Annotated in this window: 13 protein-coding genes; 6 read left to right on the top strand and 7 right to left on the bottom strand. The window is 69.6% G+C overall.

Going from position 1 to position 15,387, the window contains the following annotated elements:
• Positions 1–26: 26 nt before the first annotated feature.
• The gene (locus ATK36_RS22630) at positions 27–1,550 is read left to right on the top strand and encodes an ATP-dependent DNA ligase (protein ID WP_098513328.1); all 1,524 of its coding nucleotides are present in this window, start codon (positions 27–29) and stop codon (positions 1,548–1,550) included.
• 127 nt (positions 1,551–1,677) lie between these two features.
• The gene (locus ATK36_RS22625; protein ID WP_245915016.1) at positions 1,678–2,985 is read left to right on the top strand and encodes a S53 family peptidase; all 1,308 of its coding nucleotides are present in this window, start codon (positions 1,678–1,680) and stop codon (positions 2,983–2,985) included.
• Between the two features lie 75 nt (positions 2,986–3,060).
• Here the strand turns inward: ATK36_RS22625 and ATK36_RS34265 are convergent, their stop codons facing one another.
• Positions 3,061–3,657: an oxidoreductase gene (locus ATK36_RS34265; RefSeq protein ID WP_281259081.1), complete on the bottom strand. Its 597-nt coding sequence runs from the start codon at positions 3,655–3,657 to the stop codon at positions 3,061–3,063.
• Positions 3,658–4,254: 597 nt separating this feature from the next.
• Between ATK36_RS34265 and ATK36_RS22615 the strand changes: the two genes are divergently transcribed.
• Positions 4,255–4,878, top strand: coding sequence for an MBL fold metallo-hydrolase (locus ATK36_RS22615; RefSeq protein WP_098513327.1), 624 nt, complete (start codon positions 4,255–4,257; stop codon positions 4,876–4,878).
• A gap of 95 nt (positions 4,879–4,973) precedes the next feature.
• Here the strand turns inward: ATK36_RS22615 and ATK36_RS22610 are convergent, their stop codons facing one another.
• Entirely contained in the window at positions 4,974–5,441 is a 468-nt protein-coding gene (locus ATK36_RS22610; RefSeq protein ID WP_098515107.1) for a DUF309 domain-containing protein, read from the bottom strand.
• 68 nt (positions 5,442–5,509) lie between these two features.
• On the opposite strand from ATK36_RS22610, the gene guaB1 reads away from it, so the two are divergent.
• Positions 5,510–6,949, top strand: a complete 1,440-nt coding sequence (gene guaB1 / locus ATK36_RS22605) for a GMP reductase (RefSeq protein WP_098513326.1) — start codon at positions 5,510–5,512, stop codon at positions 6,947–6,949.
• 86 nt (positions 6,950–7,035) lie between these two features.
• On the opposite strand, the gene phoH2 is transcribed toward guaB1, so the two are convergent.
• Complete coding sequence (gene phoH2 / locus ATK36_RS22600; protein ID WP_098515106.1) at positions 7,036–8,373, bottom strand: RNA 5'-3' helicase PhoH2; 1,338 nt, start codon at positions 8,371–8,373, stop codon at positions 7,036–7,038.
• Between the two features lie 681 nt (positions 8,374–9,054).
• On the opposite strand from phoH2, the gene ATK36_RS22595 reads away from it, so the two are divergent.
• Entirely contained in the window at positions 9,055–9,303 is a 249-nt protein-coding gene (locus ATK36_RS22595; protein ID WP_098513325.1) for a hypothetical protein, read from the top strand.
• A 246-nt stretch (positions 9,304–9,549) separates the two neighbouring features.
• Here the strand turns inward: ATK36_RS22595 and ATK36_RS22590 are convergent, their stop codons facing one another.
• Positions 9,550–10,326: an isoprenyl transferase gene (locus ATK36_RS22590; RefSeq protein WP_170069854.1), complete on the bottom strand. Its 777-nt coding sequence runs from the start codon at positions 10,324–10,326 to the stop codon at positions 9,550–9,552.
• A gap of 87 nt (positions 10,327–10,413) precedes the next feature.
• Here ATK36_RS22590 and trhA point away from each other — a divergent pair, with 87 nt between their 5' ends.
• Positions 10,414–11,088, top strand: coding sequence for a PAQR family membrane homeostasis protein TrhA (trhA, locus tag ATK36_RS22585; protein ID WP_211291934.1), 675 nt, complete (start codon positions 10,414–10,416; stop codon positions 11,086–11,088).
• A gap of 548 nt (positions 11,089–11,636) precedes the next feature.
• On the opposite strand, the gene ATK36_RS22575 is transcribed toward trhA, so the two are convergent.
• From ATK36_RS22575 to ATK36_RS22565, 3 genes are all read right to left on the bottom strand, one after another.
• Positions 11,637–12,188: a hypothetical protein gene (locus tag ATK36_RS22575; RefSeq protein WP_098515103.1), complete on the bottom strand. Its 552-nt coding sequence runs from the start codon at positions 12,186–12,188 to the stop codon at positions 11,637–11,639.
• A gap of 142 nt (positions 12,189–12,330) precedes the next feature.
• Positions 12,331–13,266 carry an IS5 family transposase gene (locus ATK36_RS22570; RefSeq protein WP_211291933.1) on the bottom strand — a complete coding sequence of 312 codons (936 nt, stop codon included), beginning with the start codon at positions 13,264–13,266 and terminating at the stop codon, positions 12,331–12,333.
• A 111-nt stretch (positions 13,267–13,377) separates the two neighbouring features.
• A complete protein-coding gene (locus ATK36_RS22565) occupies positions 13,378–15,372 on the bottom strand; it encodes a thioredoxin domain-containing protein (protein ID WP_245915010.1) in 1,995 nt (664 codons plus the stop codon).
• Between the last annotated feature and the right edge of the window lie 15 nt (positions 15,373–15,387).

The raw sequence follows: 15,387 nt of genomic DNA, 5'->3' as shown, positions 1-15,387 counted from the left end.
TCGGTGCCCGGGGTCATCATGGTCGGGTGCTGCTGACCGACCTCGTCACCGCCTCCGCCGAGCTGGCGGCCACCCGGTCCAGGAAGGCGAAGATCGCCGTACTGGCCGGGGTGCTGCGGGCTGCCGCGGCCGCCGAGCTGCCCGCGGTGATCGCCTATCTCACCGGGCAGACCGCGCAGGACCGTCTCGGCGCGGGCTGGCGCACGCTCGCCGACCTCGCCGTCGGGCCGGCGGCCGAGCCCAGTGTCGAGGTGGCCGAGGTGGACGCGGCGCTGTCGGAGGTCGCGGCGGCCGCCGGGGCCGGTTCGGTGAAGCGGCGGGCGGAGGTGCTCGGCGCGTTGTTCATCCGGCTCACCACTGCCGAGCAGGAGTTCGTCGTCCGGTTGATCACCGGGGAGCTGCGGCAGGGCGCGCTGGAGGGGGTGATGGTCGACGCCATCGCGGTGGCCGCGGAGGTGGGGCTCGACCAGGTCCGGCGGGCGTTCATGCTGTCCGGGAAGCTGCCGGTCACCGGGCAGGCGGCGCTGACCGGCGGGGCCGCGGCGCTCGCCGGGTTCCGGCTGGCACTCGGCCGTCCGGTGCGGCCGATGCTGGCCTCGCCCGCGGAATCGCTGGAAGAGGCCGTGGCCGAACACGCCCACGCGCTGATCGAGTACAAAATGGACGGTGCGCGGATCCAGGTGCATCGCGAGGGCGCACGGGTACACGTGTACACGCGCACTCTGCGGGAGATTACGTCCAGTGTGGACGAGCTGGTCGAGCTGGTGCGGGCACTGCCGTGCGAATCCGTGGTGCTGGACGGGGAAACGCTGGCGCTCAGCGACGACGGCAGGCCGCGGCCGTTCCAGGAGACGATGAGCCGGTTCGGCAGCACCCGCGAGGAACAGGTGCGGGCATTGCTGCTGCGGCCGTACTTCTTCGACTGCCTGCATCTCGACGGAGTGGACCTGCTGGACGCGCCGCTGTCCGAGCGCAACTCGGCGCTGCGACGAGTAGCCGGTCCGCACGTGATCCCGGGCGAGCTGCGCCCACCCGATCCGGCCGCGGTACTCGACGCGGCGATGGCGGCCGGGCATGAAGGCGTGATGATCAAGGATCTGGACTCCGGGTATGCGGCCGGGCGGCGCGGACGGGCCTGGCTCAAGGTGAAACCGGTGCACACCATCGATCTGGTGGTGCTCGCCGCGGAATGGGGGCACGGGCGGCGCACCGGCAAGCTGTCCAATCTGCACCTCGGCGCGCGGGACCCGGACGGCGGGCCGCCGATCATGGTGGGCAAGACGTTCAAGGGCCTCACCGACGAGCTGCTGGCCTGGCAGACCGAGCGGTTCCAGGAGATCGAGACGCACCGCGACCGCTGGACCGTGCACGTCCGGCCGGAGCTGGTGGTGGAGATCGAGCTGGACGGCGCTCAGGTGAGCACGCGGTACCCGGGCGGGCTGGCGTTGCGGTTCGCGCGCGTCGTGCGCTACCGCCCCGACAAGGAACCCGCCGAGGCGGACACCCTGGACACGGTGCGCTCGCTGCTGCGCGGCGATCGCGCGGAATGACCGCAATCCGGGCAATTCTCCGGGATCAGTGCCGATTCCGGGGAAATGCCCGACGAAAGTCGATGTCGTCGCACCGGTCGGTTGGCCGAGAGTAGGAGGAGACTCTTCCGGCGAAGGGGAGATGAGCATGACGTTCCGGGTTCGGCCCGTGGTCCGCGGGTTCCGCCGCCCGATGGTTCTGCTGGCGGGGGTGGCGCTGGCCGGCACCTCACTCGCCGCAGGCGCCGCGGCGGCGAACGCCGCGCCGCCGAAACCGCCCACCGGGCACCACTTCTCCGCCGCGGCGAAGTCGTTCGTCGGCGCCACCACCGTGCCGGACCGGGTCGCGAAGCTCGAAGCCGCGATGTCCGCGCTACCCAAGGAAAGCACGGCGTATCAGGCCACGAAGCTGTGGAACGAAGGCATCACCGGCGCGGGCAGCACGGTGGCCACGCTCGTCTCGTTCGGGGACGACAAGGTCAAGGAGGTACTCGACCAGTACTCGCAGAAGCACGGCCTGCCCCCGGCGAACGTCGAGATACTGCAGCCCTCCGGCCCTGTACCGGCCTGCACCGACCCCGGTGTGAACACCTCGGAATGCCAGTCGTGGGGCGGGGAAACCGACCTCGATGTCACGATGATGCACGCGATGGCGCCGAACGCGAAGATCGTCGTCGCGGCCACCCCGATCGCCGAGACCCAGGGCTTCACCGGGTTGCCGGAGATGATGCACGCGGTGGATTACCTTGCCCAGCACCGGATCGCCGACGTGATCTCGATGAGCTTCGGCACCACGGAGGAGAACTTCCCCTCGTTCTCCTCGATCAAGACGCTGGACCCGGCGCTGGACCGGGCGACCCGCGCGGGCGTCACGATGGTCGCCTCGTCCGGCGACGACGGCCCGACCGGCGCTTACCTGCAAGGCCCTGGCAACTACCCGTACCGCGTGGCCAGCTGGCCGGCCAGCGATCCGCGGGTCACCACGCTCGGCGGAACCCAGCTGCACCTGGATGCGAAGGGCAACCGCACGAAGCCGGACGACCTGGTGACCGCCGAGAAAAACGGCTTCAGTGAAGGCGCGGGCCTGTCCAAGGCGTACGCGCGGCCGTCCTGGCAGAACGGCGTCAAGGAGATCACCGGCAGTAAGATGCGTTCCTTCCCGGACATCAGCATGGAAGGTGTCCAGGGCACCTCGCAGTCGGCGCCGCTGTTCGCGGGCGTGCTGGCGCTGGCCGTGCAGGCCAATCACGGGCGGCTCGGCCAGATCAACCCGGCGCTGTACACGAAGCTGGGCCCGTCCGGCACCGCCGCGGGCGTCATCGACGTGACCGAGGGCGACAACAGCCAGGACGGCGTGACCGGCTTCAAGGCCGCCCCAGGGTTCGACATCGCCAGCGGCTGGGGCACCGTGGACGCTTTGGTGTTCGTCCCATCGCTGGTGAATGCCCTGCACTGAAAGGTAAATCGCCGATGACCCCGTCGCCGGCGGGCCGTGAACCAAGCGTCCGGCCCGCCGGTGACGACACCACGATCAGCCGCGGACCCGGCGGAACGCATTGAGCGGATCGGCAAGCCGAATCCCCGGCCGCGGACACCGACGCTCCGCACGCACATCCACACCGGACAACAACCGGGCAGGCAGCCTTGGGTCCACAGTGTACGGACGTCCGAGCCCGATCACATCCACCGCACCCGAATCCAACGCCTCAGCCATCCCGGCCGCGGTCGTGAACCCACCGGTCACCATCAGCGCGACGTCACTGATCTGGCGCGCTTTCGCCGCATAGTCCAGGAAATACGCTTCCCGACGCGCGGTGCTCTCACGGGCGACGCCCATCATCACAGCCTTTTCGTACGTGCCGCCGGAGATCTCCAGCAGGTCGATACCCGCCTCGTCGAGTGCCCGGACCACGCGCAGGGACTCGTCCTCACTGAAACCACCACGCTGGAAATCGGCGCTGTTCAGCTTCACCGAGACCGGCACCCGGTCCCCCACCGCGGCCCGCACCGCGCGCACCACTTCGAGCAGGAACCGGCTACGGTCCCGCCCCCATTCGTCGCCACGACGGTTCACCAGCGGGGACAGGAACTGCGAGATCAGGTAACCGTGCGCGCCGTGCAGCTGCACCCCCGGCGAACCCGGCTTCCACGAAAGCCTTTGCCGACAACGCAAACCGCGCCACAATGCGCTCGATCTCGCTACCGGTGAGCGCACGGGGCTCCGCGAACGCAGTGCTCACACCACGATTGCCGAACGGCACCGCGGACGGCGCGACCGGTTGCCGTGAAAGGTATCGCGGACTTTGCCGGCCAGGATGGTTGGGCTGCACCCAAAGCTGCGCGTCCGTGCCCTCCACCGCCTGTGCCACGGCCGGTACGCCGCAGCATCCGGCACGGTCGGCGCGGCGCCGTTGCGCGGTTCGCCGAGCGCGGCCGGGTCGACCATCACGTTGCCGGTCACCAGAAGCCCGGCGCCACCGCGTGCCCAGGTTCGGTAGAGCGAAGCAAGTTCGGGCGTCGCCGAGCTGCTCGCTCAGCGCCGATTTCGCGAGGCGATGCGGCAGCACGGCGCCGCAACGCAGCTTCAGCGGTTCGGCCAGCAGTTCCCGGGTGACTGTCATCGGCGATCCCGTCGCCGGGGCTAACTTACCATGAGTAAGTCTACTTGGAAGTAGATAATACTGGCAGCTCGGCGGGGCACCCGGTGGCCGTTAGGGTCTGCGCTATGACGGCGATAGTGCAGAACTTGGTCACGTCGGGCGTATTCGAGCTCGACGGCGGCACCTGGGACGTGGACAACAACGTCTGGATCATCGGCGACGACGCCGAAGTGATCGTGCTCGACGCGGCCCACGACGCGGACGCCATCGCGGACGTGGTCGGCGACCGCACGGTCCGCGCGATCGTGTGCACCCACGCGCACAACGACCACATCAACGCCGCCCCCGAGCTCGCAAAGCGCACCGGCGCGCCGATCCTGCTGCACCCCGCCGACCGCGTCGTCTGGGACCTCACCCACCCGGACCGCGCCCCGGACGGCGACCTGGCCGACGGGCAGCGGATCACCGTCGCCGGCACCGGCCTCACCGTGCTGCACACCCCTGGCCACGCCCCCGGCGCGGTCTGCTTGCACAGCCCCGACCTCGGCGTGCTGTTCACTGGCGACACGCTGTTCTGCGGCGGACCCGGCGCCACCGGCCGCTCCTACTCCGACTACCCGACCATAGTGAAGTCCATCCGGGAACGCCTGTTCTCCCTCCCCGACGACACGATCGTCCGCACCGGCCACGGCGAGGGCACCACGGTCGGCGCGGAGAAGGCGGCTTCGAGCGGCTGGCCGGCGGCCTGAACCCCACCGCGGGGCTGTGAAGGGTCCCTTCACGGACTCAGAGTCCGTGAAGGGACCCTTCACAGCCTTTGCTGGCAGCAAATCGAGCACGGCCCCTAGCGAGTCAGCCGAGGGCTGGCAGGCTCCGCCCGTACCCGGCCCTTCACCTCCACGACCAGCGTTCGCGCCCAGGTCAGCAGGCCGGGCACGTCGATCCCGTGCGGAGGCGCATCGCGGTACGGCGCGATGCTCTCCGCGCCGCGTTCGAGGAGCGCGGCCGCGCCGTTGCCGTTGCCGCGCAAGGCATGTGTCATGCCCACCGCCAGCTGGGCCAGGCCGCGCCACAGCTCGCGTTCGGGACCGTCGGTCGCCTTCCACGCGTCCTCGAAGACCTCGTGCGCGTGGAACGGGCGGCCGGCGTCGAGGAGCTGCTGCGCTTCGGTCAGGGTCTGCTGCGGCGTGCGCAGCACACCCTCCGGCTGCCGGGCCACGCCCTCCGCCCCGTAGGGCAGGGGCCGGCCGAGGCCGTCGCGCGGGCGGGCGTTGCGCGCACGGCCCGTCTCGTCGCGGTCGCGGCTGTTCACGGCACCCATTCTCCCATGGTCCGCGCTGAGCTCGCGTCGCGCGTACAAGGCACGTAACCTGGGAAATCGTGCGCTTTCTGGATGGGCACGTGCCCGCTCACGACCTGACCTACGACGACGTGTTCCTGCTGCCGAACCGTTCGGACGTCGAGTCCCGGTTCGACGTCGACTTGTCCACTGTGGACGGCACCGGCGGGACGATCCCCGTGGTGGTGGCGAACATGACCGCCGTCGCCGGGCGGCGGATGGCCGAGACGGTCGCCCGCCGCGGCGGGCTGGTGGTGCTGCCGCAGGACGTGGACACGGCGGCGGTCACCGAGATCGTCGCGTGGGTGAAGAGCCGGCACGCGGTGTGGGACACGCCGCTGGTGCTGACCGGCGGCGATGCCGTGGCGGACGCGCTCAACCTCGTGCACAAGCGGGCACACGGCGCAGTCGTCGTCGTCGACGGCGACGGCAAGCCGGTGGGCATCGTTGACGAAGCTGCCTGCGCCGGCGTCGACCGCTTCGCGCGGCTGGCCGACATTGCCGAGCCCGCGATGGTCGCCGTGCCGCTCGACACGCCACCGCGGGAAGTCTTCGAGCAGCTGCACGCACACGGCGCCCGGCTCGCGCTGGGTCTCGACGCCGATGGCCGCCTCGCCGGCGTGCTGACCGGCGTCGGCGCGTTGCGCGCGGACATCTACACCCCGGCCGCCGACGCCGAAGGCCTGCTGCGCGTCGCTGCCGCCATCGGAGTGAACGGCGACGTCGCGAGCAAGGCCGAAGCGGTGCTTGCGGCCGGCATCGACGTGCTGGTGGTCGACACCGCGCACGGGCACCAGGAGAAGATGATCGCCGCGTTGAAGGCGGTCCGGTCGGTGTCGCCGAAGGTGCCGGTGGTGGCGGGGAACGTGGTCACCGCCGAAGGCACCCGCGACCTGATCCAGGCCGGCGCGGACGTGGTCAAGGTCGGCGTCGGCCCCGGTGCGATGTGCACCACGCGCATGATGACCGGCGTCGGCCGCCCGCAGTTCTCCGCCGTCGCCGAGTGCGCAGCCGCCGCCCGCGAACTGGGCAAACACGTCTGGGCCGACGGCGGCGTCCGGCACCCGCGCGACGTCGCGCTGGCACTCGCCGCGGGCGCCTCCGCGGCCATGGTCGGCTCTTGGTTCGCCGGCACCCACGAATCCCCCGGCGACCTGCGCTACGACGAACAGGGCCGCCCGTACAAGGAATCGTTCGGCATGGCGTCGAAGCGCGCCGTCGGCGCCCGTACCCGCACGGACAACGGCTTCGACCGGGCACGAAAGGGGTTGTTCGAGGAGGGCATCTCGTCGTCCCGCATGGCCCTCGACCCTATCCGGCCCGGCGTGGAGGACCTGCTCGACTCGATCTGCTCGGGCGTGCGTTCCTCCTGCACCTACACGGGCGCGCGGACGCTGGAGGAATTCCACGCGCGCGCCGTACTGGGGGTCCAGTCCGCCGCCGGCTTCGCCGAGGGCCGCCCCCTCCCCTCCGGCTGGTAACCCCGGGCAAAAGCTGTGAAGGGGCCCTTCACGGACTCAGAGTCCGTGAAGGGCCCCTTCACAGCTTTACGTCAGAGGGGGGGGACTCAGCCGTGGTCTTCGAGCATTTCGGTGACGAGGGCGGCGATCGGCGAGCGTTCGGAGCGGGTCAGGGTCACGTGTGCGAACAGCGGGTGCCCCTTCAGTTTCTCGATCACCGCCGAGACGCCGTCGTGGCGGCCGACGCGGAGGTTGTCCCGCTGGGCCACGTCGTGGGTGAGGACGACGCGGGACGCGGTACCGAGCCGGGAAAGCACCGTCAGCAGCACGTTGCGTTCCAGGGACTGCGCCTCGTCCACGATCACGAACGAATCGTGCAGTGAGCGGCCGCGGATGTGAGTCAGCGGGAGGACCTCCAGCATGCCGCGGTCGAACACCTCGTCCAGCACGTCCTGGCTGACCAACGCGCCCAGGGTGTCGAACACCGCCTGCGCCCACGGCTGCATCTTCTCGCTCTCGGAACCGGGCAGGTACCCCAGCTCCTGGCCGCCGACCGCGTAGACCGGGCGGAACACCACGACCTTGCGGTGCTGCTGGCGTTCCATCACCGCCTCCAGGCCCGCGCACAGCGCGAGCGCCGACTTCCCCGTACCGGCCCGGCCGCCGAGGGAGACGATGCCGATGTCGGAGTCGAGCAGCAGGTCCAGCGCCACGCGCTGTTCGGCCGAACGGCCGTGCAGGCCGAATGCCTCGCGGTCGCCGCGGACCAGCCGGGCGCGCTTGTCGGCGGTGATCCGGGCGAGTGCGCTGGAGCTGCCCGCGAGCAGCCGCAACCCGGTGTGGCAGGGCAGCTCACCCAGCTCGGCGAGGCCGAACTCGGCCGGATCCACCAAACCGCCCGCGAACAGCGCGTCGATCATCTCCTGTGGCGCGTCCGAGTCCGCCATGCCGGTCCAGCCCGAGGGGGTGACCTCCTGCGCGCGGTACTCGTCCGCGACGAGACCGACCGAACCGGCCTTGACCCGCAGCGGGATGTCCTTCGTCACCAGGGTGACCGACGCACGCTCGGTGGCCAGATTGAGGGCGCACGCAAGGATGCGATGGTCGTTGGAGTCGGTCCGGAAGCCCACCGGGAGCACCGACGGGTCCGTGTGGTTCAGCTCCACCTGGAGTGTGCCGCCCTCCTCCCCGACCGGGACCGGTGCGTCCAGCCGGCCGTACCGGCGGCGCAGGTCGTCGAGCATGCGGAGCGACTCCCGGGCGAACCAGCCCAGCTCCGGGTGGTGGCGCTTGGCCTCCAGTTCACTGATGACGACCAGCGGCAGCACCACGGCGTGTTCGGCGAACCGGGTGACCGCCCACGGGTCGGACAGCAGCACCGACGTGTCCAGCACATAGGTGCAACGCGGGGATTCGGGCGAGATCGAGGCTTTCTCCGGCGCCAGGGCGCCGGTCGAAGAACGGCCAGAGGCCTTGCGGGGTGAACGCTGCGCAGTCACGACGGCATCTCCCTCGAGGGCGTGTGCACCCCACGCCCGCACTCGCTGGGCCGGGCACCTCCCCGGCGGTCCGCACTCCCCGACGCCGGATGCGTCAGGGCACGCGGCCACGGGGGCCGGGTGCCGGCCCCCTCGTGCATCGTGTGGACGGCTTCGCCGCCCCCTCGATCAACGCCACGACCAGGGCCTCCCGCGAGAACCCGCACGGAACGCGGGCCCTCACCTCCGGAAGGTACCCACGTCCGCCGGATCGTGCAGGCAGCCACACAGGTGATTCGCCGATTCGTCACCTCACCGTCAGTGGGCCGACACGCACGGCAGGCGATCGGCACCCAGCGTGACCAGGTGGCTCGATCGAGGGGTAACGCATTGGCGTGAATTCCAAGAAATGCTCACCGTGCGCATGAAAATTTCCGGGAAACAGCTTGTACCACGGGACCGCCCGGACTGCATTTCCCACACGGGGGAGTGAACCGGACCGAGTGAAACCCCACGATCAGGCCTCACACAATGGGGGCACGGGACATTCACGGTCGACGGTATCCGGGTAATTTTCTGACCGCGGGACGTATCCACCGGAACGCTCGGTGTCCCGGATCCAGTTATCTCAACCAAGGAGTGTGCGAAGTGCTGAAGAAGGCTGGAATCGTCGCCGGTGCCGCCGCGGGTCTGCTGATGATCGGCGGCACGGCGTTCGCCTCGCCGGCGCATGCGACCGGCACCCCCGACCCCACGTTCGGTGACGCGTACGCCACCTTCATCGAAGGCGGCGGCGCACTGGGCTACGGCGCCGCCTCGCTGGTCGCGGGCGCCTACACCGGTATCGCCACGACGCCGGCCCTGATCCTCCACTCGCTGGAGCACCACGGCCACTGACCGGGAGACCCCCAAGGTCCCGGCAAAGTTGGTCGAGGGCCCGTGATCAGCAGAGAGAGCCGTGGCTGCCCGACCGGTTTCGGGTCCGTGAAGGGCCCCTTCACGGACCCAGAGTCCGTGAAGGGGCCCTTCACAGCCCTCCGCAGCTGCGCAGGGCCCTCCACACCGACTTTGCCGACGGCCCTGGGGAAACCCCGGTCCGGAAAGGGCCCCGGAGCCAGGCGCTCCGGGGCCCTTCGCCATGTCTCAGGCGCCGAACCGGCGATGCCGCCAGGCGTAGTCACGCATCGCGCGCAGGAAGTCGACCCGCCGGAAGGCCGGCCAATACGCCTCGGTGAACCAGAATTCCGAATGCGCCGACTGCCACAGCAGGAATCCGGAAAGCCGTTGTTCACCGGAAGTTCGGATGATCAAATCCGGATCTGGCTGACCGGAGGTGTACAGATGCTCGGAGATGTGGTCCACGTCGAGGATTTTCGCCAGCTCGCGAATCGAGGTGCCCTCGTCGGCCTGCTGCAGCAGCAGCTTGCGCACGGCGTCGGCGATCTCCTGCCGCCCGCCGTAACCGACCGCGATGTTCACCTCCATGCCCACGCGGTCCGAAGTACGTTCTGCCGCTTCAGTGAGTTTCTTCGCCACTTCGACCGGCAGCAGGTCGAGCGCGCCGACAATGCGTAACCGCCAGGGCACACCGGGTTCCGACAGGTTGTCGGTGACATCGGTGATGATTTTCAGCAGCGGAGTGAGTTCGTCCGGATCGCGGTTGAGGTTGTCGGTGGACAGCAGCCACATGGTGACGACCTCGACCTCGGCCTCCCGGCACCAGCTGAGGAAGGCGGAGATCTTCTGCGCGCCGGCCCGGTGCCCGTCGGCCACGTTGGCGAACCCCGCCTCTCGCGCCCACCTGCGGTTTCCGTCGAGCATGATGGCGATGTGCCGCGGATGCTTGCCGCCCGCCTGCTGGATCAGGCGGCGACCATAGATGCTGTACACGACGTCGGACAGGAAAGACCGAAGGCTCACGTCGGCTGAGCGTACGCACCCCCGGCATCCGAGTGTGACGCGCCACGGGGGCTAGCGAAAAACTTACGGTCCCGTAGCCTGGGCCCGGTGAGTGTGACGACCGAACCCCCACCAGTCCCCGCCGACACCCGGCCGCGACTGCGCGGCCACATCCACTCGTGGTCTTTCTTCGGCGCCGCCGCCGGCGCAGCCGCATTGATCAGCCTCGCCGCCTCGACCGTATCCGCCGTCGCCGCGCTCGCGACATCGGTGTACGGGCTGACCGTGCTCGGCGTATTCGGGGTGAGTGCGCTTTACCACCGGCGCCTGTGGAGCCCCCGCGCGTACATGTGGATGAAGCGCGCCGATCATTCGATGATCTTTTTGTTCATCGCCGGCACTTACACGCCGTTCACACTGCTGGCCATGTCCAAGCCGACCGGGTACGTGGTGCTGGGCATCGTCTGGGGCGGGGCGGCACTGGGCGTGACGATGAAGATGCTGTGGCCACACGCGCCGCGCTGGCTCGGGGTGCCGATCTATATCGCCCTGGGCTGGGTTGCGGTTTTCGTGCTTCCGGAACTGGAGCGGAATGCCGGGGTTGCCGCGTTGGTGCTGCTGTGCGTCGGGGGACTGTTTTATACGATGGGGGCGGTCTTTTACGCGGTGAAGTGGCCTAATCATTGGCCGGAGACCTTTGGGTATCACGAGTTTTTTCATGCCTGCACGGTGCTGGCGGCGGCTTCGCATTATATTGCGATTTGGCTGGCAATGTACGCATAGGTGCGGATCAGGGCGTCAAATCCAGCCAGGTTCCTACGGGTAGTACGCATGCGCGTTGCCCGGCGTGGGTGTGGAATTCCGGTTCCGGGCGGGGGGACTTCGGTGTAGCCGGGGGTGTGGAGGTCTGTGAAGGGGCCCTTCACAGACCCGGAACCGGTCCGGCGCACGCCACGAGGTGGTCGCACACACGTCCGCATCGCCCGCTGCCGGGTCCCCGACCAACTTTGCCGGGACCCCGAGTGCGGCGGGTAGCGGGCTGGGCGGCTGAAGGTGCGGGGCATCGACGACGGCGCCGTTGTTCGAGATCATCGCCGCCGGGCTCGCATTGAACGCAGCCATGCAGCTGGAGCACGATCCGGCGGTGGGCGGGCGGGCGCGCCGCGCGATCGAACGGGCGCTGGAACAGCCCTGACCATTCCTGCGAAACGGGCGCGTCGCGGGTGATTGCGGCGGTCCCCCAATCCAGCGTGTTTCGCGTGCAGCGGCGGACCCCGAAGACGGTGGTGCGAGCGCGATTCCCCACGCCCGCACGACCGTCCAAACCGGACTCAGCCGAGGTCCGGCCCCTTCGCCCGCAGATCGTCCACCTTGGTCAGTGCCTCCCGCAGCTCGGCCAGCCAGGTGTCCGCGTGTTCGCCCACCGTGCGGACCGCCCAGGCCAGCGCCTCCGAGCGGGAACGGGCCACGCCCGCGTCGACCAGGGTGTCCAGCACCAGCCGCTCCGGCTGCCGCAAGCGGGTCATCACCGGCGCGGACAGCGTGGTGAACAACACCTTCGTCCCGCCGATCCGCGCACCCCAGGCCACTTTGCGCTGGTAGCGGTGCTCGGCCTGCCGGGCGATGTCGATGCGCTCGTCACGGGTCTCTTCGCGGAACCGGCTGATCCGGCCGTCCTCCGCGGCCGCGCGAGCCGCATCGTCGGCGTACTCGCCGGTCGGCGCCGGCAGCTCACCCACCACCACGATCTCGTCGCGGTCCACGGTGACCTCGGGGTCACCGGTGAACCAGCCTTCCGGCAGCCGTCCGCCGAACCACGCGGCCGCGTCGTCCGCCGGCGGGATCTCGCTCTGCTGCCGCCGGCCTGCCCAGTCTCGCCTCATCTGTGCCACCGCCTCGAAATGCCTGAACATGCTGCTCGCCTCCGCGATTACATGATTACATCGCTTTCAAAGTTACGCCGGATCACCGGCCCGGTGGACCGTGTTCACCAGGGGCGGAATCTCAGAGCCTGTTGGTGGATGGTCAGGCTGGGGTCGGGGCGGGTGGTCTGGTCTTGCCCCAGCGTGGTGCGGGAGGGGTGTGGGCTAGTTCTCGGGTCAGGCGGCGGGTCATGATCGCGACGGTGGCCCACCACACCATGGCTTCGTGGTGTTCTGGTCGGCGTTCGTAGTCTCGGACCAGGCGCCGGTGGCGGATCAGCCAGCCGAACGTCCGCTCTGCCACCCATCTGCGGGGCAGCACCACGAAGCCCTTCGTGTCGTCGCTGCGTTTGACGATGGTGATCGTCAGGCGCAGTACGGCTTTGGCCCACACGACGAGGCGTCCGGCGTAGCCGCCGTCGGCCCAGACCAGGGTGATGGTGGAGAAGCGTTCGCGCAGCAACGCCAGCAGGCGATACGCGGTGTCGCGGTCTTGCATGCCGGCGGAGGCAATGGTGACCATCAACACGAGCCCGAGGCAATCGGTGGCGATATTTCGCTTGCGGCCCTTGGTCTTCTTCCCCGCGTCGTAACCGCAGCTTTCGGCGGTCACGGTGTCGGCGCCGCGCACGGTCTGAGCGTCGATGACCGCCGCGGTCGGCAGTTCGGACCGGCCGCACGCGATCCGGATGCGTCCCCGCAGCCGGCCGGCCAGCCGGTGCGGCAGTCCCCGTTCACTCCACCGCTGGAAGAACGCGTACACCGCCTCCCAGGGCGGAAAATCGACCGGCAGCGCCCGCCACTCGATGCCGTAACGGGTCAGATAGCCGATCGCGTCCAGCACCGCCCGCAGGTCATGGCGCATCGGCGCCCCGGCAGGGCTCTTGCGCAGCTCGGCCATGACCGCCCGCGCTTCTGGTTCCAGCACCTCCCACTGCTCATCGGTCAGATCGGACGGATAACGCCGTGTCCGGTCACGACACGCGCAACCGGACACGCCGCAACTGGCCTGCGCGGCCTCGACACGGTAGACAGACATCCCGGGGCTTCTGGTGATCAAGTTGGTGGTACTTCTCGATCTACCAGAAGCCCCACCTTCATGCCCTCACGCCACGCTCACATCCCGGCCACACCATCCACCAACAGGCTCTCAGAGCTGGGCGATCAGCTCGCCGGCCGTCGTCACCGGCCGCGCGCACACGTACCCGCGGCAGACGTACGCAGCCGCTCGGCCGTCGACGAGTGGGCGGTCGGCGAGAAGCGGCACACCGGGCTCGTCCGGGGCACCGCCGAGCACGATCCCGCCGCCGTGCACGTTCCGCGCCGCCGTCGAGAGCAGCGCACCGCCGTCGTCGCCGACAACGGCGACCTGTACCGGTCCCGATTGCGCCGCTTCGGCCACGGAGAGCCAGTGCCCCGCGAAGCGCGGTACACGCGCCGCGAGCAGCCCGACGCGGCGCAACGCGGCTTCAGCGGCTTCCCGGTATCCAGCGGCCTTCTCCGGACCGGCCAACGCGGACGCAGTGAGCAGCGCACCGGCCAGCGCCGAGGCACCCGACGGGCTCGCGTTGTCAGTCGGATCGGACGGCCGCTGCACCAAGGCTTCGGCATCATCCGCAGTGTCGTAGTACGCGCCCGGCGCCTTCTCCGACGCGAACCGGGCGAGCGCGACGTCCAGCAGCCCGGTCGCGTCTGCGAGCCAACGCGGTTCACCGGTCGCCTGGTGCAGGCTGAGCAGACCGTCGGCCAGGCAGGCATAGTCCTCAAGCACCCCGGTGGGCGAACCGACCACGCCGTCCCGCGAAGTCCGCCGAAGCCGGCCGTCGACCAGGTGCACGTCGAGGAGCAACTGGGCCGCGGCCCGCGCCAGGCCGATCCACTGCGGCCGATCCAACGCCAGGCCAGCCTCGGCGAGCGCGCCGATCGCGAGGCCATTCCAGGCCGCCACCACCTTGTCGTCCCGAGCCGGCTGCGGCCGGGTCGCGCGTACGGCGAGCAGCGCCTGCCGTACGCGTTCGAAGCGTGCGTAATCGTCGGGGTCCGTTCTCAGCTGCAATGTGGAGGCGCCGTTCTCGAACGTGCCCGAAGCCGTGACGCCGAACAGCTCGGCCGCCCACGCACCGTCCTCGTCGCCGAGTACTTCGCGCAGCTGCTCCGGCGTCCACACGTAGGTCAGCCCTTCGACGCCTTCGGTGTCCGCGTCGAGCGAAGCCGCGAAGCCGCCCTGCGCGGTGCGAAGGTCGACCTCGAGGAAACGAACGATCGCATCGGCGACGCGCAGCGCGGAGACCGAGCCGCGCCGCGCGAGGTGCGCATAGCAACGGAGCAGCAAAGCGTTGTCGTACAACATCTTCTCGAAGTGCGGCACGATCCACTTGGCGTCGACGGAGTACCGCGCGAAACCACCGGCCAGCTGATCGTGGATACCGCCGCGCGCCATCGCCTCGGTGGCCGCTTCGGCCAGCACGAGAGCGCCGGCCGAACCGGTGCGTTCGTGATGGCGCAGCAGGAACTCCAGCACCATCGACGGCGGGAACTTCGGCGCGGTGCCGAAACCGCCGTGCACCGGGTCCGCTTCTTCGCCCAGCTTCGCGACTGCATCGACCAGTACCGCGCCGTCCACGACCGATTCCTGGAGCGGCCCGCTCTGCTCGGCAAGGTGATCGACGATCTGCTTGGCGCCGGCCCGCAGGTCATCCGGCCGCTCCTCCCACGCCTCCGTGACCGCGACGAGCAGCTGACGGAAGGAGGGCATACCCGGGCGCGGCGTCGCCGGGTAATAAGTGCCACAGTGGAAAGGCTCGCCGTCGGGCGTCAGGAAGCAGGTCATCGGCCAGCCGCCTTGCCCGGTCATCGCCTGCGTCGCGGCCATGTACACCGCGTCGATGTCCGGCCGTTCCTCGCGGTCGACCTTGATGTTGACGAAGTGCGCGTTCATCAGCGCCGCGGTGCCCTCGTCCTCGAAGGACTCGTGCGCCATGACGTGACACCAGTGACAGGCGGCGTACCCGACCGACAGCAGGATCGGCACGCCGCGCCGCCGCGCCTCGGCCAGCGCCTCATTACCCCACTCCCGCCACTCGACCGGATTACCGGCGTGCTGGAGGAGATACGGACTGGTCGCCGTGGACAGGTAGTTGCGCACTCCCCCACCGTAAGG

Origin of the sequence: Amycolatopsis sulphurea (genome assembly GCF_002564045.1) — a bacterium.
GTDB lineage: Bacteria > Actinomycetota > Actinomycetes > Mycobacteriales > Pseudonocardiaceae > Amycolatopsis > Amycolatopsis sulphurea.
This window is presented reverse-complemented; position numbering and strand designations above follow the sequence as displayed.

What these genes read in the sequence shown, in the direction of transcription:
- ATK36_RS22625 (WP_245915016.1), top strand. Translation starts at nt 1,678, where the DNA reads ATGACGTTCCGGGTTCGGCCCGTGGTCCGCGGGTTCCGCCGCCCGATG.
- ATK36_RS22615 (WP_098513327.1), top strand. Translation starts at nt 4,255, where the DNA reads ATGACGGCGATAGTGCAGAACTTGGTCACGTCGGGCGTATTCGAGCTC.
- ATK36_RS22575 (WP_098515103.1), bottom strand. Translation starts at nt 12,188, where the DNA reads ATGAGGCGAGACTGGGCAGGCCGGCGGCAGCAGAGCGAGATCCCGCCG.
- ATK36_RS22570 (WP_211291933.1), bottom strand. Translation starts at nt 13,266, where the DNA reads ATGTCTGTCTACCGTGTCGAGGCCGCGCAGGCCAGTTGCGGCGTGTCC.